General features: G+C 46.4%; 15 protein-coding genes and 3 pseudogenes. 16 read left to right on the forward strand and 2 right to left on the reverse strand.

Features of this window, described 5'->3' with window-relative positions; genetic code table 11:
• Nucleotides 1–189: 189 nt before the first annotated feature.
• The 15 genes and pseudogenes from QF041_RS02090 (at nucleotide 190) to glnA (ending at nucleotide 20,387) form a co-directional block, all read left to right on the forward strand.
• Entirely contained in the window at nucleotides 190–1,167 is a 978-nt protein-coding gene (locus QF041_RS02090) for an aromatic acid exporter family protein (protein WP_076317597.1), read from the forward strand.
• 75 nt (nucleotides 1,168–1,242) lie between these two features.
• The gene (locus QF041_RS02095) at nucleotides 1,243–1,803 is read left to right on the forward strand and encodes an outer spore coat protein CotE (protein WP_017687912.1); all 561 of its coding nucleotides are present in this window, start codon (nucleotides 1,243–1,245) and stop codon (nucleotides 1,801–1,803) included.
• A gap of 201 nt (nucleotides 1,804–2,004) precedes the next feature.
• On the forward strand, nucleotides 2,005–3,255 hold the full coding sequence (locus QF041_RS02100) for a putative amidoligase domain-containing protein (RefSeq protein WP_307411318.1): 1,251 nt from the start codon (nucleotides 2,005–2,007) through the stop codon (nucleotides 3,253–3,255).
• A gap of 203 nt (nucleotides 3,256–3,458) precedes the next feature.
• On the forward strand, nucleotides 3,459–6,260 hold the full coding sequence (mutS, locus tag QF041_RS02105; protein ID WP_307411321.1) for a DNA mismatch repair protein MutS: 2,802 nt from the start codon (nucleotides 3,459–3,461) through the stop codon (nucleotides 6,258–6,260).
• Nucleotides 6,261–6,281: 21 nt separating this feature from the next.
• The gene (mutL, locus tag QF041_RS02110; protein ID WP_307411324.1) at nucleotides 6,282–8,552 is read left to right on the forward strand and encodes a DNA mismatch repair endonuclease MutL; all 2,271 of its coding nucleotides are present in this window, start codon (nucleotides 6,282–6,284) and stop codon (nucleotides 8,550–8,552) included.
• 17 nt (nucleotides 8,553–8,569) lie between these two features.
• Complete coding sequence (locus QF041_RS02115; RefSeq protein ID WP_307411327.1) at nucleotides 8,570–9,355, forward strand: class I SAM-dependent methyltransferase; 786 nt, start codon at nucleotides 8,570–8,572, stop codon at nucleotides 9,353–9,355.
• Entirely contained in the window at nucleotides 9,336–10,292 is a 957-nt protein-coding gene (miaA, locus tag QF041_RS02120) for a tRNA (adenosine(37)-N6)-dimethylallyltransferase MiaA (protein WP_307411331.1), read from the forward strand. Before QF041_RS02115 ends, miaA begins: the two co-directional genes overlap by 20 nt.
• Nucleotides 10,293–10,665: 373 nt before the next feature.
• Nucleotides 10,666–10,908, forward strand: coding sequence for an RNA chaperone Hfq (gene hfq / locus QF041_RS02125; RefSeq protein ID WP_017687918.1), 243 nt, complete (start codon nucleotides 10,666–10,668; stop codon nucleotides 10,906–10,908).
• 169 nt (nucleotides 10,909–11,077) lie between these two features.
• Nucleotides 11,078–13,750 carry a transglycosylase domain-containing protein gene (locus tag QF041_RS02130; protein WP_307411334.1) on the forward strand — a complete coding sequence of 891 codons (2,673 nt, stop codon included), beginning with the start codon at nucleotides 11,078–11,080 and terminating at the stop codon, nucleotides 13,748–13,750.
• Between the two features lie 288 nt (nucleotides 13,751–14,038).
• Nucleotides 14,039–14,602: a ribonuclease FAU-1 family protein gene (locus tag QF041_RS02135; protein ID WP_307411337.1), complete on the forward strand. Its 564-nt coding sequence runs from the start codon at nucleotides 14,039–14,041 to the stop codon at nucleotides 14,600–14,602.
• A gap of 113 nt (nucleotides 14,603–14,715) precedes the next feature.
• Nucleotides 14,716–15,687, forward strand: coding sequence for an AAA family ATPase (locus QF041_RS02140; RefSeq protein ID WP_036613563.1), 972 nt, complete (start codon nucleotides 14,716–14,718; stop codon nucleotides 15,685–15,687).
• Between the two features lie 119 nt (nucleotides 15,688–15,806).
• Nucleotides 15,807–17,093, forward strand: coding sequence for a GTPase HflX (gene hflX / locus QF041_RS02145; protein WP_076210080.1), 1,287 nt, complete (start codon nucleotides 15,807–15,809; stop codon nucleotides 17,091–17,093).
• An 84-nt stretch (nucleotides 17,094–17,177) separates the two neighbouring features.
• Entirely contained in the window at nucleotides 17,178–18,431 is a 1,254-nt protein-coding gene (locus QF041_RS02150; RefSeq protein WP_307411342.1) for a methionine gamma-lyase family protein, read from the forward strand.
• 82 nt (nucleotides 18,432–18,513) lie between these two features.
• Complete coding sequence (locus QF041_RS02155; RefSeq protein WP_017687924.1) at nucleotides 18,514–18,927, forward strand: MerR family transcriptional regulator; 414 nt, start codon at nucleotides 18,514–18,516, stop codon at nucleotides 18,925–18,927.
• A 129-nt stretch (nucleotides 18,928–19,056) separates the two neighbouring features.
• Nucleotides 19,057–20,387, forward strand: a pseudogene (gene glnA, locus QF041_RS02160) (type I glutamate--ammonia ligase).
• 249 nt (nucleotides 20,388–20,636) lie between these two features.
• On the opposite strand, the gene QF041_RS02165 reads toward glnA, so the two are convergent.
• Nucleotides 20,637–21,071 carry a tyrosine-type recombinase/integrase gene (locus QF041_RS02165; protein WP_307416871.1) on the reverse strand — a complete coding sequence of 145 codons (435 nt, stop codon included), beginning with the start codon at nucleotides 21,069–21,071 and terminating at the stop codon, nucleotides 20,637–20,639.
• Between the two features lie 687 nt (nucleotides 21,072–21,758).
• Between QF041_RS02165 and QF041_RS31205 the strand changes: the two are divergent.
• Nucleotides 21,759–21,812: pseudogene (locus QF041_RS31205) on the forward strand (hypothetical protein); the annotation flags it as partial.
• Here QF041_RS31205 and QF041_RS31210 read toward each other — a convergent pair.
• Nucleotides 21,808–21,855 (reverse strand): annotated as a pseudogene (locus tag QF041_RS31210) (toxin-antitoxin system HicB family antitoxin); the annotation flags it as partial. The pseudogenes QF041_RS31205 and QF041_RS31210 overlap by 5 nt on opposite strands.
• Nucleotides 21,856–21,861 lie beyond the last annotated feature (6 nt).

Genomic DNA, 21,861 nt, shown 5'->3' on the forward strand with positions numbered 1-21,861 from the left:
GAGGTTCTGTCGCAACGATCTAACTTGCCAGCGTCCCTCATTCGGGGCGTGTTGCTGTGACCGGCATGCATGCGCATGTCGGTTGATGTCGTCTAGTTTACATTTGGATGAGACATACTAGTCATGAAATGAATGAGGGGACGAGCTGGCTAAGAATTTTTTTGCAGCTTAGAGGAGATGGAATGTTAAATGGGTTTTAGGGTAATTAAAACTGCAATCGCCGCATTAATGGCTGTATTGATTGCAGACTGGTGTCGCTTGCCGGGACCAACATCAGCGGGATTGCTTGCCATTCTTGGCGTGGATGTAACGAGAAAACGAAGTATTCGCACCATATCGGCGCGGTTCTTTGCTTCCGTAGTTGGACTTTTATTTGCAAGTGTACTTTTTCACTTTCTAGGCTTCCATTATTGGGTGCTGGCGGTATACATATTGATCGCATTCCCGGCTATTGTCCGGGTAGGCTTCAAAGAAGGTATTGTTACAGGTTCTGTTGTGGTGTTTCGGGTGTTTGGCGGCGGGGAGATGGACGTGCATGTCATCCTCGTACAAATTGCTTTGCTGTTAATTGGTCTTGGTTCCGCAATGGCGGTTAACCTGGCCTATATGCCGGCAGCAGATCCACAGATGCTGCGCATTCGCAAAAGAATCGATGAACTCTTCTCGAAGATTTTCAAGGAATTTGCGGCCACGCTGCGTAATCCCAATGAAGCATGGGCGGGGAGAGAGCTGATTGAAGCAGATAAAGCGATACTTGGCGGTATTGATGCTGCCAAGCGTTCTCTAGAGAATCAGGTGATTCATCCGAATGAGGAATGGAGTGTCTACTTCTATATGCGCAAAACGCAGCTGGACTCCATCCAGCACATGATGCATCTGGTGTCCCAGATCTATCAGAAGATGCCACATGCGGAAATGGTATCGGAGCTGTTCGATCAGCTTAGTCAGGATGTACTTACTGAATCTTACACCGGACGAACTGAAAAACTTCTTGCGGATGTGCAAGAAGAATTCAAACGTATGGAGCTGCCGGATACAAGGGAAGAATTCGAGATTCGTTCTGCAATTCTCCAGCTGTGCCGTGAACTCGCGCTGTATCTGAAAGTCGCGAAGAAGGACAAAGCACCGTCCCCAATCTCGGACCGGTCCCAATCTACAAACGAATAATAGAAAATAGTTGTCACCCTAGACGAATGCCCTGCATACACTTGTAGTGAATGATTGTATGGAGGAGGTTTAAAGATGTCATTGAGTCATAAACATCAATGTAGAGAGATTATCACGAAGGCGATCTGCGGCAAAGGTCGTAAGTTCTCTACCGTAACACATACCGTGACTCCGCCAAATGGTCCGACAAGTATTTTGGGGGCTTGGATTATCAACCACCAATATGAAGCCGTATCAGCGGGTGACGGAATTGAAGTTATTGGTACTTACGATATCAACATTTGGTATTCCTACGACAAGAATTCTCAGACGGATGTAGCCAAAGAAACGGTCTCGTATGTAGAACATGTGCCATTGTCCTATCTGGACCCGAAACACCGGACTTCCACAGTGGAGGTATCTGCGGATGCAACGCAGGAACCTAGCTGTGTGGAAGCCACAGTATCAGCAGGTGGAAGCAGTGTAATTATCCGGGTAGAACGGGAATTCGCTGTGGAACTCGTTGCCGAAACCAAAGTTTGTGTGAAGGTCTGCACAGATGGTTGCGGTGATTACGAAGACAAGGACTATGACTTTGGCAGTGCCGATGGAGATTATGACGATCTCGATCCCGATCTGCTCGACGATGAGCTGTGAGTTTGACGCCTGTATTTGATAACCTAAGGTATCATATGCGCCAGAAGGCGCGGTGAAGAGGGCGTAAGCCCTCTTTCTTCTTAAATATTAAAAAATGGGTGGTAACGAGCCTCGCAATGTGCCTGGAATACCTTTCACGGGAAGGCTCCGCATTGCGGGGTTATTTTTATTTTAGTTGCATGATCCGGGAGGGGGGACGTAATGAATGTGATGGAACAAGCGGAGGAAGCGCTGCGCCGATATGAAAGGATGACATCTGGAGAACGTGCAGAACGGTTGAAACAGGCAGGCATTGAAGTGTTGTCACTGCACGATCGGCGCAAACGTGAACCAGGCTTGCGTGTACGCTATGACGTAGAGGTAAGTTGTCTGCAGGCGATCCGGATCAAGCGCAAGGATACTAGTGGCATGGGAGGGGCACAGGAAACTCTGTTGGAGCGTGAAGCGAGTTCAACCTTATTCAAGCGCATAGAACGACTTGCGATCAAAACGCTGTATACGCTAGGACTGGATCATGGAGCTGTTCGAATGGAATCCTCAGGGAACGGCGGCTGTGCAGTGATTTCGATCGACCCGTGTCCCTGGAAAGGGGTGACCAACCTTGCTGCTACCTATAGGGAAAGCTGGAAGCAGCATCAGGAACTGCTGGATGAGGAACTGAGTCACAGACCCATTCCAATACTCGGCATGGACCCGGAGTTTCTTCTGGTGCAGATGCCGGAATCCAAAATCGTACCCGCCTCTAGATTTCTTGAACGTACAGGAATGGCAGGCTGTGATTCCGTGACGATTGGTGGACGGCGCATATATCCGGTTGCCGAACTGCGACCGGCTCCCAGCTCCGAACCACGAGAACTGCTGGCTCATCTGATGAGGGCATTCGCAGCCGCTTCCCGCAGCATCAGTGATCACTCGCTCATCTGGCAGGCAGGAGGGATGCCACAACGGGGGTTACCTTTGGGTGGTCATATTCATTTTAGCGGGGTGAATCTTACCGGGGAACTGCTTCGTGCACTGGACAATTATCTGGCATTGCCACTGGCATTTCTGCAAGACCCCCGTGGATCGGGAAGACGACCCCGTTATGGAGCACTTGGTGATTTTCGTCTGAAATCCTATGGTGGGTTTGAGTATCGTACGTTACCCAGCTTTCTTGTGTCGCCCCTTGTTGCGAAAGGTGTTGTGGCCTTGGCAGGTCTGATCGCGAGCGGGTATACTCAATTACGGCAGCGTCCGTTGGCGAAAGCTGAGGTTCATACCGCATTTTATGAAGGAAAGCGCGAAGTGATTAAGGAACACATCCCAGCACTCGTAGATGATCTGAAGAGGTTGGATGGATATGCACGATATGAACGGTATGCATCCCCGTTAATCCTTCAATTAAAACTGGGGAGAACCTGGGATGAGAGCAGGGATATTCGCAAACTCTGGAATATTCGGGCAGGTTCATGAAGAGCGGACGTTTTTTTGATATAATAAGAAACAAGTCTTTTATAAGTAATAGCTACGGAAGATATGGAGCAGCAACCTTTGAAGGAAGTGGCGTATAGCCAACACATAAGGCGGAGGCGCAAATACAGTGCCTGACCGTCTTATTGTCCTTCCAGGGAGCGTTTCTTCCTGACATTATAGGAACGGGATGGAGGATATTCATCATGGCTCAGTATACGCCAATGATTCAACAATATTTGCAAGTGAAGGCCGAAGCACAAGATGCTTTTCTATTTTTTAGACTGGGTGACTTCTATGAACTGTTCTTCGAGGATGCGATTAATGCTTCCCGTGAACTTGAGATCACGCTGACCGCACGTAATGGGGGCACGGATGACAAAATTCCGATGTGCGGTGTACCTTATCATTCGGCTGACAATTACATACAGCGTCTGATTGAAAAAGGCTATAAAGTTGCGATATGTGAACAGATGGAAGATGCAAGTGTAACGAAAGGCATGGTACGCCGTGAAATTGTACGTGTGGTGACACCCGGAACGGTGATGGAAGGCAAGACGCTGGGGGATAAATCCAACAACTACATGGTGTGTCTTACTGGTAATCAGAATACGCTAGCGCTCGCGGCCTGTGATCTGTCAACGGGTGAGTTGTATGTGACATCGGTGCCCTATTCCAAGGAATGGCTCAAGGATGAAATCGGCATCTACGAACCATCGGAGCTGGTGGGAGATGCAGCGCTGCTTGAAACGGTAGAAGCCGAGGCGTCTCCAATCGGTCGACCTGTGGTCTACACGTCCTGGACAAAGAATAAGGAAGATTTGGTCCGTCAGCAGTTTGGCGAGGCTGTGTGGGCAAGATTAGAGCCTGAACGTCAAGCGTGCATTGCACGTCTTTTCTCCTATCTGAGTGAGACACAGAAACGTTCTCTGGGACAATTAACACAAATCTCAACGTATGAACCAGATCATTATATGATCTTGGACCCCTTTACCCGCCGGAACCTGGAATTGGTGGAAACCGTGCGTGAACGCTCTAAAAAAGGTTCATTACTCTGGTTGCTTGATCGGACCGAGACGTCCATGGGTGCAAGAATGCTTCGTCGCTGGGTTGATAAGCCATTATTGCAAAAAGGGAAGATTAATGAGCGTCTTGAAGCAGTGGATACGTTGTACAACCAGTTTATATTGCGTGAGGACCTGCGGGCAGAACTCAAAGACATCTATGATCTGGAGCGCTTGGTAGGCCGGATTGCGTTTGGTAATGCCAACGGTCGTGACCTGAATGCGCTCAAATCATCACTGGAGAAAATTCCAGGACTTCGTCAACATTGCGCAGGATCATCTTCCGCAACATTGCAGCATATTGCCGAAACTATGGATGATTGCAATGATCTGCGTGAAGCTATCGGGCAAGCCATTGTGGACGAGCCGCCGGTATCGGTAAGGGACGGAGGTCTGATTCGTGAAGGGTACCATGAACGTCTGGATGAATTGCGTGAGGCTTCGGTTAACGGGAAACAGTGGATTGCGGAGCTGGAAGCGAGAGAGCGTGAGGCGACAGGCATTCGATCGCTGAAGATTGGATATAACAAAGTGTTTGGTTATTATATCGAGATCACCAAGTCCAATCTGTCCGCGTTGCCAGAGGGACGTTATGAACGTAAACAGACACTTGCCAATGCAGAACGTTACATTACGCCGGAGTTGAAGGAAAAAGAGACGCTGATTCTCGAAGCTCAGGACAAAATGGTTGATATTGAGTATGGGCTGTTCGCAGAGCTGCGCGAGCGGCTAAATAAAGAGATTGCAAGATTGCAGAAGCTGGCCGAACAGGTAGCCGAAATTGATGTGTATCAATCTTTTGCGGTGATCAGTGCTGAGCGCAACTTTGTACGTCCTACGTTGACCGACGGTTATGATCTGGTTGTGGAAGAAGGACGCCATCCGGTCGTTGAGGCGGTCATGCGAGATGGCGCATTTATTGCCAATCACACCGCAATGACCAAGGAAGAGGCACGTATTCTGCTGATTACCGGTCCGAATATGGCTGGTAAGAGTACGTATATGCGACAGGTCGCTTTAATCTCCATTTTGGCGCAAGTGGGTTGTTTTGTACCTGCGGGTCAGGCGGAAGTGCCGATCATGGATCGTATTTTCACACGGATCGGTGCCGCGGATGATCTCATTGGCGGACAAAGCACATTCATGGTGGAGATGGCCGACATTCAGGTCATGACGGACAAAGCCACACCACGCAGTCTAATTATTATCGATGAATTGGGACGGGGAACGTCGACCAGTGAAGGTATGGCCATTGCTCAGTCTGTTATTGAATATGTACATGATATCATTGGCTGTAAAGCCCTTGTATCAACTCATTTCCATGAGCTTGCTCATCTGGAGGAGAGTCTGGACAAGCTGGCCAACTACTCGATGGCGGTACAGGAGAGTGGTGACAAAGTTAATTTCCTGCGCAAATTGATTGCCGGGGCAGCCAGCAGCAGTTATGGTATCTATTGTGCACGCCTTGCAGGTCTGCCTGATAGCATTATTGAGCGGGCGAATGGACTATTGCATGGGTTCGAACATGCGGCCGCGCAAGTAGCTGTGGGCAGTGAATATATCGGAAACGAGAAGCAGGGAGCAGGCTTGAAATTAAAAGGTGGAGAATTCCAGCACACGGATTCAGCACCATTGATCCGGGAACACGAGATTGTGGAGAGTGCAGAGTACACACCTTCTATTGAAGATTCGGTCGGGAAGCAACATGCCAAGAAATCAAACAGCAAAGGACAGTCCAGCGCAAACCATTCGGATGTGGTTCAACTGTCCATCTTTGGGGATGATGAGCCGAATGTGGCAACGAAACCGGATGTAGTTGCGGTGGATAAACCAGCGCGAGAATTCATCCGTACGATGAAAGATATCGATGTCATGAATATGACGCCTCTTCAGGCGATGCAGATATTGAATGATCTCAAATTGAAGGCACAGCAATTATCCTGAGTATAAGGGAGGGGAAAACCTGTGGCGAAAATACATGTGCTTGATGAACATATTGCCAACCAGATCGCGGCGGGTGAAGTGGTCGAACGGCCTGCTTCAGTTGTCAAGGAGTTGCTCGAAAACTCGGTGGATGCAGGCGCCACCAAGATTGAAGTAACAGTGGAAGAGGGCGGACTCCTCAGTATTCGTGTCAAAGACAATGGTTCAGGTATCGAGCCAGAGGATATGGAAACGGCCTTTTATCGTCATGCGACCAGCAAAATAGCCCATGGCCGAGATCTGTTCCAGATCACAAGTCTTGGATTCCGTGGAGAAGCCTTGGCGAGTATTGCCGCAGTATCCAAGGTAGAGGTACTGTCGGCAAGTGACAATGATGGGCGGGGACGCCGCATCGTGATTGAAGGCGGGAACCTTGTCTCTCATGAAGATGCAACCTCACCCCAAGGTACAGATTTTGCAGTGAGAGAACTATTTTACAATACACCTGCCAGACTTAAATATATGAAAACGATCCAGACGGAACTGGGACATATATCAGATGTCCTTTACCGGATGGCGATGTCTCATCCAAACATTTCGTTCCGACTGCGCCATAATGAGAATGTGTTGCTTCAGACGTTGGGCAACGGTGATCTGCTGCAAGTGGTTGCAGCAATCTATGGTACAAGTGCTGCCAAAGCGATGCTTCCCATTCAGGGTGAAAGTCTGGATTACCGGGTGAGCGGGCTGATCAGCCTGCCAGAATGGACACGAGCGAATCGTAATGGTATGTCAACGATTGTTAATGGGAGATTTGTTCGCAATTACGGTCTCAATCAGGCGATTCTCAAAGCCTACCATACCTTGTTGCCGATCAATCGCTTCCCACTTGTCGTGGTGCAGTTGGAGATGCACCCCTCTCTTGTGGATGTGAACGTGCATCCGGCGAAGTTGGAGGTTCGCTTTAGCAAGGAACCAGAACTATATGAATTCATAGAGGCAACGTTGCGGGGTATACTCCGGCAGGAGGTATTGATTCCACAGGTCAAAAAACAGCAGATTCGACGTGGAGACGATAGTTCCTTTATTCAGGAGCAATTCCTCTTTCCACGTGGTCCGCTGAAAGATGCATCTGATGCAGAAGGATATGGTCAACAAGGTCCACTTGGGAAACCTACTGCTGCACCGCTGAAGTTGACTGCTGAAGATGATGATTTGGATGCTCCGGCGGATGTGTCCGCAGCACAGCCGGTATCTGAACAGGGTCACTCAGTGCCGTTGCCCGAAGCTCCACCTGAGATTACACACCCCCCTGTGCAGTTAGAAAGTTGGAACGGGGATATTTTGCAGAAGATTGCTAGTCATGACGGGGGGCAGACATCCGTTAACGTGCAAGAAGGCACTAAGGATGTAAGTACAAGTACAAGTACAAATACAAGTACAAATACAACTACAAATACAAGTACAAGTACAAGTACAAGTTCTACCGAAACTGTTCCCAAATCTGACCTGTCTTCTCAAGATGGTGGAGGGCGTGGAACAACAGAGAAACCGTTGGCTGAAGACAAACCAGCTACGTATCGCTCTGATTCCGTATATTCACCGGTTAGGGAAGCACGTTCATCGTATAATCCGTCTTCAGTTCCGAGAAGTGAACGGACGTGGAAAACTTCAGGTCTGCCTGATGCCACTAAACTTGCTGCTGCCATTAAATCAGATGCATCCATGCCCGCATTTCCGGAGCTGAGTCTGATCGGACAGCATCATGGTACGTATTTGATCGCACAAAATGACCAAGGTTTATATTTGATTGATCAGCATGCTGCTCATGAACGCGTGAATTATGAGTACTATTACGAGAAGTTTGGCAACCCTGCACAGGCCTCACAAGAGTTACTGCTGCCGATTACGCTGGAGTTCACACCTTCGGAGACGGAAAAACTAAAAACAAGGCTGGCATGGTTCGAGCAGGCAGGTGTATATTTGGAGCATTTTGGTGGACAGACGTTCCGCGTGCGCTCCCATCCGTTCTGGTTCCCCAAAGGGGACGAGAAAGACATTATCGAAGAGATGTCTGAATGGGTTCTTAGTGAACGCAGCATAGATGTGGCAAAGATGCGAGAAGCTGCATCCATTATGTGCTCCTGCAAGGCGTCCATCAAAGCGAACCAGAAGCTGACGGATCAGGAAGCAGAAGTGCTAATTCAGCGTCTGGGTTCATGTCGTCAGCCCTACACTTGTCCACATGGGCGGCCGATTGTGGTTTCATTTTCAACGTATGATCTGGAAAAATTATTTAAACGAGTGATGTAGCTATTTAGGGGGACATTATGTACATTACAACCGGTGACAAGGAGATTGCCTCTCAGGTGGAGCGTGCGCGTAAGCTCGCCGAAACGACAGGAGGTACCTACGTACCGCGCAATAGAACGTCTTTACCCAAACTGATTGAACATTATGGTATCAACGAAATACTGGTCGTGCTCAATGGCAGAGCGCGTTTGTTTCGCAAAGATGCGACGGAGCTTGAGTTTCACCCCAGTATGGGATTTGTTCGCGCTAAACGTGTTCTAAGAGGTGAAGCCGATCCTATGTTGGAAGCTGGTGCAGTGCTCGAAGGAGACACCATTGTTGATTGTACCGCTGGACTCGGTTCAGATGCGCTGGTATTTTCGGTTGCGGCTGGGAAGAGTGGACAAGTCATTGCCTGTGAAAGTTCTCAACCGCTCTATACCCTGCTGCTGGAGGGCATGTCTCATTATAAGAGCAATCAGCCCTTGGTGGATGAGGCTTTCCGGCGCATAGATCTACGGCATGTGGATCATCTTGAGTTACTGCGGTCCATGCCGGATCGAAGCTGTGATACTGTATATTTTGACCCGATGTTCCGTGAGCCAATGATGGATTCAAGTGCAATACAGCCCTTGAGAGATTATGCAAATGCTCACGCGCTGGATGAACAGAGCATTATGGAAGCAAAACGGGTTGCCCGTAAACGGGTAGTCATGAAAGAAAAGCGCGGCAGCGCGGAGTTTGACAGGCTTGGATTTGAAATACTTGATCGGGCGAATGCAAAAACCCTGTACGGAGTGATTAATGTTGAAAGTGGAAGTTAAACCAAAACCTAAACTGCTTGTGCTGGTTGGACCAACAGCAGTAGGCAAAACAAGAATGAGCATCGAGCTTGCCCAAGCTTTCAATTGTGAGATTATCTCAGGTGATTCGATGCAGGTATATCGTGAAATGGATATCGGAACTGCCAAGATTACCTCTGAAGAAATGAAGGGTGTACCTCATCATCTCATTGATATCCATGAACCGGAGTATCCGTATTCTGTGGCCGAATTTCAGGAGAGTTGCACACGATTGATTAGTGAAATCCACGAACGCGGTAAAATGCCTTTTATTGTAGGTGGCACCGGTCTATATGTGGAATCGGTATGTTACGGCTTCCAATTTTCCGATAGTGGTTCGGATGAAGCGTTCAGAGAGGAACAATTCAGCTATGCGGAGCAATACGGAGCACAGGCCCTTCATGATCGATTGAGGGAAGTTGACCCCGTTAGTGCGGATCGTCTGCATCCGAATGACCAGCGGCGAATTGTACGTGCGCTTGAGATCCATCATCTCACAGGAGAGAAGTGGTCTGATCAGCTGGCAGTACAGAAGAAAGAGTCGCCTTATGACCTTCTTATTGTTGGTTTGACAATGGATCGGCAGAAGTTGTACGCCCGGGTAGAAGAGCGGATTGATCTGATGATCGAACAAGGTCTGGTGGATGAAGTGAAGTCCCTGTTGGAACGCGGAGTGGCCAGAGGTCATATTTCCATGCAAGGACTGGGGTATAAGGAGATTGCAGCGTTCCTGCAAGGGGAAGTGAGTTGGGAAGCTGCGGTTGAGTGGTTGAAGAGGGATACACGTCGGTTTGCCAAACGGCAGCTTTCCTGGTTCCGCCATATGAAGGATATTGAATGGGTTGACATGACGGATACCCAGGATTTTGAAGGGAAATACAAGCAGATAAGTGAATTGATTACACGAAAATTTGATTGATTTGAGCGATTATTAGTATTCTTCTGACAGGCATCGATTAGATCAAGATATGTAAACCTCTACCTTTTAGTCATCAAAAGGATAGAGGTTTTTATTTATTACTAGAACAGATGTTAGAGATTAATCATTCACCAAACAACGAATAAATGTGATTTAAAATGAAGAATTTGTCCCTCTTTTGCAAAACAGACAAGCGGTGTATAATGGATAAGTCTTCTATTTGTTCACCTCGCCAAGAATGAGGGTAAAATAGCAGACAAGGGGTTTTTGTGGATTATATGAAACTGTTCATGATATAATAGCACGAAAGCTACTCAGCGATATTGAATATTACTTGAACACGAATTCAAATGAACCAATGGGGGTACGGCTAATGAACAAGTCCATCAACATCCAAGATACGTTCTTGAACCAACTGCGGAAAGAAAATATTCCTGCTACGGTCTATCTGACCAACGGCTTCCAAATCCGCGGGACGATCAAGGCATTTGACAATTTTACGATCGTCATTGACAGCGACGGACGCCAGCAAATGGTCTACAAGCATGCCATCTCCACGTTCACGCCGCAACGCAGCGTATCGCTGATGCAGCAAGATAACAGCGGCGAAGCTTAAAAAATTACGAAACCTTTTCACCAACCATTTCGTCTACAAGTATAGGTATTGAAACAGAGCAACCTGAATAAAGGGTTGTTCTTTTCATTCCGGGCAAAATATGTTTAATATATGCCTGAGCCTACAGACGAATAGAAATTATGCAACCGAAAGGGAGTCAGGAGGTAACATGCCAAACGATCCGTTGTCGAGGTCTAACAATCGCAACAACAATAACAAGTCACCCAAAAAAGCGAAGCCAAAGACCTCTAAAAAGAAAAAAATTACGGGTAAACGCGTTGGATGGACACTGTTTTTCACAATGGCAATCGCCATATTCTGTGCACTTGGCGGATATTTATTTATTATGGTGAGTGGTGAAAATCTGCTCAAAGCCAACAAGGACAAAACCACAATTAATGAAACTTCAAAAGTATATGATCGCAATGGCCAATTAATGGGGGAGCTATCCATTCAGAAGCTGGAACCCGTCAAAGAAGATGATATTCCTGAACTGGTGAAGCAAGCCTTTGTTGCAACGGAGGATAAGCGATTCTACGATCATCAAGGCGTGGATATCTGGTCCATTGGGCGTGCGGCGGTTAAGGATGTCATGGCTCGTTCCATGGTGGAAGGTGGTAGTACACTAACCCAACAGCTCGCCAAGAACATGTTCTTGTCCCGTGACAAAACGTTCTTCCGTAAAGCAACGGAAGTATCGATTGCAATGGCATTAGAGCGCAAGTACACAAAAGACGAAATCCTGACGATGTACCTAAACCGTATTTTCTTCGGTCATCAGCGTTACGGGATTAAAGCAGCATCTGAATTTTACTTTGGAGTTACTGATCTCAAGAGGTTGAAGTTGTGGCAAATTGCTACATTGGCGGCTATGCCGAAAGGGCCTTCTGCCTATAATCCGGTGAGCAATCCAAACGACTCAAAAGCACGCCGTGGTGTGGTATTACAGCTGATGTATGAACAAGGCTACATTACCAAGGCGGAGATGGACGAAGCAAAAGAGATTAACTATAACTACAAGCGACCAGAGAAAGACAGGAAGTATCAAGGTTTTATAGATTATGTGCTCCGTGAAGCTGAACGAGTAACAGGTAAAACGGAAGATGATTTGAATATCGGCGGATACAAAATCTATACGACCATGGATGCTCAGGCTCAAACAGCCATGGAAACGGCCTTCACAGATGACAGTCTGTTCGAGGCAAGCAAAGATGATCAACAGGTTCAAGGCTCCATGGTTATTATGAATCACGAGAATGGCAGTCTCGTTGCCCTCCTGGGTGGACGGGATTATCAGACCAAAGGCTACAGCCGTGTAACGCAGAGTCGAAGACAACCAGGTTCAGCTTTTAAACCGATTGTGTCTTATGCACCGGCGCTTGAATCAGGAAATTACAGTGCCAATTCCTCGCTGAGTAATGCGAAGCAATGTTTTGGTAACTACTGTCCTGGTAACTTGCATGGATATTCTTCAACAATCAGTATGACGGATGCCATCACGAAGTCGGAAAATATTCCTGCGGTTTGGCTGCTTGATAAAATAGGCGTTAACACAGGCATTAATTTTGCCAAGAGTGTGGGTATACAGCTGACAGATGAGGACAAAAACTTGGCGATTGCCCTCGGTGGTCTAAGTAAAGGTACAAATACACTGGAAATGGCGCAAGCCTATAGTGCATTTGCCAACCTCGGAGAGTACCGACAAGCCTATGCGATTAAAGAAATCAAGGATAGCGCAGGCAAAACCACTTACAAACATGATAACTCGGACACAACGCGTGTCATGAGTGAGCAAAATGCGTATCAGCTTACACAGATGCTGCAGAACGTCGTTAATGACGGTACGGGACGTTCAGCACGTCTGGATCGTCCGGTAGCGGGTAAAACAGGAACAGTTCAAAGTGGTATCTCTGGCAACAGTGCCAACCGTGATGTATGGTTTGTTGGATACACACCGGAATGGACTGCCGCAGTCTGGATGGGCTATGACAATCCGGATGCCAATCATATGCTTAAGAACAGCAGTAAGCTGTCAGCAGCTTTCTTTGCCAAAGTCATGGGAGATGCTTTAAAAGGCGTTCCAGTGAAGCAATTCAAAGCACCAGCTGGAGGGCAGGCACCTCCGCCAGTAGAAGAACCAGAAAAGCCGGCTCTGTCCGTTAGTGGGCTGAGTGGATCATACGATCCAAATGCACAAACCGTCTCACTGAGTTGGACTGGAACGGGTGACGCGAGTACGCAATATCGGATTTATCGGAAAGAAACATCGGAAGCCCAGTTCACTCATCTCATTGATGCAATAGGAGCGACCAATGCACAAGATTTAAGTGCGTTGCCTGGTCTAACCTATGAGTACTATGTGACAGCTTACGACTTGGCATCAGGACTTGAGACGGATCCTTCCAACACCATTTCCTTGATGATTGAAGCGCAGGAAATGCCGCCGGAGGAACCTGATCCTGGTATAGACCCTGGAACAGAGATAGATCCTGAGCAGCCAGGTACAGAGAATCCGGACAATGGTTCACCGGATAATGGCAACTCGAACGGTAATAATGGTAATGGGAATGAAAATGGCAACAACGGAAATGGTAATGGTAATAACGGAAACAATGGTAACAACGGTAACAACGGCGGAGCTGGCCAAGGAAACGGTCAACCTGGGGAAGGAAATACGACCCCGCCTGGTCAGGGGACAACAGATCCGGGCGGTACCGGTGAAGGTTCCGATGATGGAGCCGTAACAACGCCAGGTGAGGTAGTAACTCCGGACAGCGGAACAAGTGGGGATACTGGAGGGACAGATGCACCTGCAGATTCTCAAGCTGGAACCGGTGGCTAAGCCAATGAATCACTAAATAGCTACATTGAAAAAACTGCTTCCCGGAAAACCGGTGAAGCAGTTTTTTTGGTATACGGAACCAACTGTAATGGAAGCTGATTTGATGAATAGGTGGGACAAAGCTTGATTTTGAGTGTAAACCTTAAATATGGTAAGCTGTAACTATTCGTAATACGTTGTGCAAGGGCGGGCCCAGAGCGCTGGAATCCATCAGGCGGACGTTATTACATTGTTCACCAATAACATCAGAGCAGGTCACGGACCTGTAGTCGGCAAAGAGGGGTTCGTATGAAACGGAAATTCGGGGATCGCGCGAACTGGCGCCGGATTACGAACCGACAATTCACATGCCGGTTCGTTCAATCCAAAATTTTCACAGGTTATATTACGTTGTACACCATACAGGATTTGAAAGAACCTCTGTGGAAAACTTATGGAGGCAGTACCTTCTGTATCGCAGATAAAGGTTATTCCTGGCTGCAATACTATCCGAAGGGAGAGCACTTTGTAGTTACGGCGATGTTTGACGATCAGGAACGGATTGTAGAATGGTATATTGATACATGTCGTAGTCAGGGGATAACCGATCAGGGCGTTCCTTGGTTTGATGACCTGTATCTGGATGTCGTTGTACTGAAAGATGGAGAAGTATTTTTGCTGGATGAAGATGAACTTGAAGATGCACTGTCACGGAAGCATATTACTACAGGTGATTATGACTTGGCTAACAAGACGGCAAAGGAACTGTTGCATGCCATTGATGCACATGTATTTCCGTTCTTTCAGTTATCACTGAAGCATAGGCAGAGTTTGTTTGAGAACGGAGAGTTTCGAAAAAACATTCAGATTTGAGACATGTACTTCGCCGTAGAATTCTTCTTCATGATCCTTCTAATATTGGAGCACCTGATAGAATACATTAATAATCAGGAGAGTTCAGCCCGATAAAATAGAGGTGATGGCGAATGAACGGACGGGTCATGGCTGCAGGAGAGCAACCAGGAGGCAGACCATCCAGACAAATTAATATTGTGTTGCGTAACCAGGAACCTCAGATGTTGGTCAAAGATGAAGCAGCGGCAGTACAGGCAGCCAAGAGTATAACCAAACATGCGCACTTCCAGGAGATACAGGGTGAATTGGAGCAACTGGTTGGACTTGAAAATATCAAAGACTTGGTATTTGAGATTTATGCTTTCCTACAGATTGCTCAGATGCGTACCGAAGCAGGCTTACTTAGTGGTGCGCACGTGTATCATATGATCTTCAAAGGCAATCCGGGGACCGGTAAGACCACCGTAGCGAGGATCGTTGCCAAACTCTTTCAGAAGATGGGTGTGTTGAGTAAAGGTCATCTTATTGAAGTAGAGCGTGCGGATCTGGTTGGAGAATATATCGGTCACACGGCGCAGAAAACAAGAGATTTGGTTAAGAAGGCACTCGGTGGGATATTATTCATTGATGAAGCATACAGTTTGGCCCGCGGTGGAGAGAAGGATTTTGGCAAGGAAGCTATTGATACGCTTGTAAAATCAATGGAAGACAATAAAAACCAATTTATCCTCATATTGGCTGGTTATTCAGATGAGATTGATTTTTTTCTCCAGACGAATCCCGGATTACCTTCTCGCTTTCCCATTCAAGTGGAGTTTCCAGACTATAGTATTGATCAGTTGATTCAAATCTCTGAGATTATGGCCAAAGAGCGTGATTATATTCTAATGCCTCAGACCATACTCAAACTAAAGCAACATTTGCTTCAGGAAAAAAATGATTCGCTGCATGCGTTCAGTAACGCCAGATACGTTCGTAATGCCATTGAGCGTTCGATCAGGCATCAGGCGGTTCGTTTGTTGGAACAATACTCGGAAGGCAGTCCAGGAAAACTGGAGCTGATGACAATTCGTACAGAGGATTTGAACTTTGAGCGAAAGTAAGCGATAATATAGTTTTTACACCAGCCGGCCGGGCCAACCGGTTCGGCTTAATGCATGCCATGGCATATTCGTGGTAATGAATATCAAAAGATTAGTAATTAGAGGGAGTGAACATATACATGACAAATGGCACACATGATACAGATATGGTTAAAAAAGATCGCGCCGTCTTGGTGAGTCTTGTTACGGATGATGTAAAACGTACAGGTATCAACCCTGAGTACTCTTTAGAGGAACTGGTGAAACTTGCCGAGACAGCTGGAGTGGAAGTGCTAAGTGTACTTTCTCAGAACAGGGAAAAACGTGATACCAAATGGTTCATTGGTAAAGGTAAGGTGGAAGAGCTCCGTGCGATTGCAGAGGAACTCGGAGCAACTACAGCTATTTTTGATCAGGAATTGTCAGGGGCACAGGTTCGGAATCTGGAAGAAACCCTCGATCTCAAAATTATTGACCGTACCCAATTAATTTTGGACATCTTTGCACAACGTGCCAACACTAGAGAAGGTATCATTCAAGTGGAATTGGCTCAACATAGCTACTTACTGCCACGTTTGTCGGGTCATGGCAAGAACCTGTCCAGACTTGGTGGCGGAATCGGAACAAGGGGCCCAGGTGAAAGCAAGCTGGAGACAGATCGCCGTCACATTCGTGGTCGTATCGATGATCTGAAGCGTCATCTGGAAGAATTGACTCGTCATCGCAAGTTGCATCGAGAACGCCGGAAAAAAACAGGTATTGTACAGGTGGCCCTTGTTGGTTATACCAATGCTGGCAAATCAACTTTGCTCAAGCAATTGACCGCTGCAGATGTGTATATTCAAGATCAGCTATTCGCTACTCTGGATCCAACATCACGTACGATGGAACTTCCAAGTGGAAAAGAAATCGTCCTTACCGACACGGTTGGATTTATTCAAAATCTACCGCATGATCTGATTGCAGCATTCCGTGCAACGCTGGAGGAAGTGAATGAAGCGGATCTGATCCTGCATGTAGTGGATGCCTCATCAGCTATGCGTGAAGATCAGATGCGGACGGTTAATACGATTCTGCAAGAACTTGGTTCAGGGGACAAGCCGCAGCTAGTCCTGTATAACAAAAAAGATGCGTGCACACCAGAGCAGCTTGAGATGCTTCCATTGGATAAAGACCATATCAAAGTAAGCGCATTAGACGCAGACGATTTGCTTAAAATCCGTGAATTGATCCAGACAGAGCTTACAGGTGACACGAAGCGCTTCCGGATTCCGGCAGAACGTGGTGATCTTACGTCCGTCCTCTACAAAATTGGTGATGTAGTAGATACCAGCTTTGAAGAAAATGATGTGATTTATGAAGTGGAATTACAAAAAGGTGAGTATGAGAAATTTGGTCATATGCTTGAAGATTTCATCGAATTGTAATACTCATGACATATTGATGTGATAAGTTGACACGATAATAGATATTTAACGTCAGATTCGTGCTATGAAGGGGAATGAAGTAAGATGGTAAGCTTTGATTCAGAAATATCTGAACTTCAACGTCAAGTGGAGCGTCAGATTGAAGGACAACTGCAACAGATTGATCGGATCACAGATCACAATCAATGGAAGGTGATTAATGCTTTCCAACAGCGAAAAGTAAGTGATTTTCACTTTGCAGGTTCAACAGGTTATGCCTATAACGATCGTGGGCGTGAAGTGCTTGATGAAGTATATGCTGATGTTTTCGGCGCGGAAGCCGCGTTGGTGCGTCCTCATTTTGCTTCAGGTACTCATACGATTAGTACAGCTCTCTTTGGAGTTTTGCGTCCAGGTGACGAATTATTGTACATCACGGGTAAGCCTTACGACACATTGCATAAAGTTATTGGCAAACCCGGTGATGGTACAGGTTCATTACGCGATTTTGGCATCGGTTACCGTGAGACGGCCTTAACTGATGAAGGTGGAGTGGACTGGGCAGCAGTTGAAAAAAGCATTACACCGGCTACAAAAGTCATTGGGATTCAACGTTCACGTGGTTATGACTGGCGCTCATCCTTCTGTGTTGCTGAGATTGCTGACATGGTTACGCGTGTTAAAGCGCTTAAGGAGGATGTCATCGTATTCGTAGATAATTGTTACGGTGAATTCACGGAGGAACGTGAACCAACAGAAGTCGGAGTTGATCTGATGGCCGGATCACTGATCAAGAATCCTGGTGGAGGCATTGCGGAAACCGGTGGATACATATGTGGGAAGCAACAATACGTACAGCTGGCAGCTTATCGTCTAACAGCCCCTGGAATTGGGGGAGAGGTTGGAGCAATGCTGGGGACAACACGTGGCATCTACCAAGGACTTTACATGGCACCGACAATTGTAGGACAAGCTATCAAAGGAAGTACGTTTGCTGCTGCAATGTTTGCTGAATCCGGATTTGTAACCAAACCCGCTTGGAATGAAGCCCGCACAGATCTGATCCAGGCTGTTAAGTTTAGCTCTGCCGAGCATCTGATCGCCTTCGTGCAGGGGATTCAGCGTGCAGCAGCTGTGGATAGTCATGTGGTTCCTGAACCGTGGGATATGCCTGGTTATGAGCACCCTGTCATTATGGCGGCAGGTACGTTCATACAGGGTGGAAGTCTGGAATTATCAGCCGACGCGCCTATTCGGGAGCCGTATATCGGGTATATGCAAGGCGGATTAACGTACTCTCATGTCAAATATGGCGTTTTGATGGCGTTACAGACTATGAAAGATCGTAAATTATTGTGAGTTTATCTAACACGTCATTGACACTTGGTAATAACTAAATGTACAATAGGGTGAAGAATAGATGACTGGAAGGTTGATGAACATGGGTGATGAAATCCGCAGAAATATGGCCTTATTCCCGATTGGTATTGTAATGAAACTTACGGATCTGTCTGCACGTCAGATTCGTTACTATGAGCAGCACAGCTTGATCGTTCCTGCGAGAACGTCAGGTAATCAACGGTTATTCTCTTTTAATGACGTAGAGAGATTGCTAGAGATCAAGGCTTTGATTGAAAAAGGAGTTAACATCGCGGGGATCAAACAAGTGATGAATCCTGTTTCAAAAGAATCCGAGGAAGCTACAGTTATCACGCCAGATACTGAAGTTAAACGCAGAGAGCTGTCCGATACGCAGTTACACCGCTTGCTGAAGCAGCAGCTTGTATCAGGTAAGAGACCAGGACAAGTATCTCTCATTCAGGGAGAGCTTTCCCGATTCTTTAATAAAAATTAAATTCGCATAACTTGGCGAGTGAGGGGAAAACATGCACTTTTGGTGTGAGACTCCTTGACCCGTGGAACTTTCTAATGTACAAATATAACAGGCAAGCCAAATACGCAGATAAGAAAGGGAGAGGTTATAGTGAGTTATACAAAAGAAGACATTCTCCGCATTTCGAAAGAAGAAAACGTACGATTCATTCGATTGCAATTTACTGATTTGCTTGGAGCTATCAAAAACGTTGAGATTCCTGTGAGTCAGTTGACTAAGGCTCTGGATAACAAAATGATGTTTGATGGATCTTCCATTGAAGGTTATGTACGTATTGAAGAGTCCGACATGTACCTCTATCCAGATCTAGATTCTTGGCTTATTTTCCCATGGGTTGCAGAGAACCGTGTTGCACGCCTGATTTGCGACGTATATCTTCCGGATGGTAATCCGTTCCCAGGAGATCCACGTGGCATCTTGAAACGAAACCTGAAGGAAGCCCAAGATATGGGATTCACTTCCTTCAACGTTGGTCCTGAACCTGAGTTCTTCTTGTTCAAAACAGACGAAAAAGGAAACCCAACTAACGAACTGAATGACCAAGGTGGTTATTTCGACCTTGCGCCTACGGATCTTGGTGAAAACTGTCGTCGTGACATCGTTATCACACTTGAAGAAATGGGCTTTGAGATCGAAGCTTCCCACCATGAGGTAGCTCCAGGTCAGCATGAGATCGACTTCTCAAATATGCAGACGCTCTGAAAGCAGCTGACCAGATCCAAACGTTCAAACTCGTTGTTAAAACGATTGCACGTCAGCATGGTTTACATGCTACATTCATGCCTAAACCGCTGTTTGGTATGAACGGATCCGGTATGCACTGTAACCAATCCTTGTTCAAAGGCAATGAGAACGCATTTGTTGATGAGTCGGACGAGTTGGGTCTGAGCAAAACTGCTCGTCACTTCATGGCTGGAACTCTGAAGCACGCACGTGCGTTTGCAGCAATTACTAACCCAACTGTGAACTCATACAAACGTCTTGTACCAGGCTATGAAGCACCTTGTTATGTAGCATGGTCTGCTAGTAACCGTAGCCCAATGATTCGTATTCCAGCTTCCCGTGGTCTGAGTACACGTGTTGAGGTTCGTAACCCGGATCCGGCTGCTAACCCTTACCTGGCTTTGTCTGTTCTGTTGAAAGCAGGTCTGGACGGAATCAAACGTGAGCTTTCCTTACCAGCTCCAATTGATCGTAACATCTACATCATGTCAGAAGAAGAGCGTGTGGAAGAAGGCATTCCAAGCTTGCCAGCTGACCTGAAAGAAGCATTGAATGAATTGATCCGCAGCGAAGTCATCTGTGACGCTCTCGGCGACCACGCCTTGGCTCACTTCTATGAGCTGAAAGAAATTGAGTGGGATATGTATAGAACACAAGTCCACCAATGGGAACGCGATCAATATATTACGTTGTACTAATTGAATAAACCTTATAACTACAGGGTTTTGAAGGAATGAACCGGGGGACGTTTTGAGGGAATTGCACTTCTATTGAGGTTGCGTCCCCCAAGCGTCCCCCATTTTGATTTTTTGAACCAAGAATGCTAGAGGTATATTGTTCATATTTATCAATATTACGCTGCTCTAACTTTTTGGAGATGTGAGCATATATATCAGAGGTGATCTGCACACTTCCATGACCAAGCTGTTCATGAACAAAGTTTATGCTTACAACGCCCTAAGCATGGGTACAGCATAGGTCTGTGGAAGAGAATGGATTCGAAGATAATCACTCAATTCTGCACGCTTTATAATCCTCTGGAAAGCATTGAAGAGGGTAGACTTTGGCATGTGGTTTCCATCGTTTCGACACAACACTAAATTTAGATCATGTCTGTACATGGATTCTCCCAGGTTAATTTTATTTTGGTTTTGCCAAGTGGCGTGATATCTCAAATCATTGATTAAGCTAGCGCTTACAGTAATTGTGCGCGTGGATCTGAAGGTTTTGGTATCTCCAAATAGCTCATCATCATTTTCTGCCTGAAAATCAAGCGTTTCATCAATATTTATCTTTTTTTTCTTGAAGTTAATATCAGACCATTTTAAAGCTGCTGCTTCACCTTTTCTCATGCCTGTTTCAAGAAGAAGCTTATAGAAAATTCAATAGATATATCCATATCCTCTAGCTGCATGTAGAAAAATAGCAATGTCCTCCGAATCAATGGTATTATCCCCTCAAGGTAGGCAGTGAAAAAAGAGATCATGTTAAAATGAACTCAACACTGAAAACAGGAGGGGATTTTTGTTATGCCAGCGAAAAAAGGCCAAACTTTTAATCATATAAGTGAAGAAACGAAGAACGAAGCTGTTCGTCTGCGATTGGAAGAGGGTTAGACATACAGTCGGAGCATGGAGAAGTTTGGTATTTAGAGTGATGGCCAGATTATTACTTGGGTACGGAAAAGCCAAAATGGAGAGAGTTTTGAGGATTATCGAGGACGTTGGACGAAGAAGCATTTTAGCAGTGCAGAAGAAGAAAATGCTTATCTGAAAGCGCAGGTAGAATATCTAAAAAAGCTCAATCCAAATTTGCACGGAGAGGGAAGCTGGATTTCGAAGCCCTGTGCCAGTCCGTTCGAGAAATAAGTAAGTGGGCATCTGTGGTTTGGTTGTGTAAAATCGCTGAAATTTCTCGTACGGGTTACTACAAATGGAAGAAGAATATCATCCTCAGAGAGAAGCGAGCGGATCGGGATGCGGATCTAAAAAAACATATTTTAGGCATTCATCGGCTTCGTCCTTATTTCGGCTACAAACGTATGCGAACCGCGTCAGTAAAAGAAAGGCCTCGTGGTGAATCACAAAAAGGTACGTCGCTTAATGAGAGAACTCCAGATTCGTGGAGACTCTTTGGAACGCGTAGGTTAAACTTCCCATTGTACTCATCCTG

The organism is Paenibacillus sp. W2I17, from assembly GCF_030815985.1.
GTDB lineage: Bacteria > Bacillota > Bacilli > Paenibacillales > Paenibacillaceae > Paenibacillus.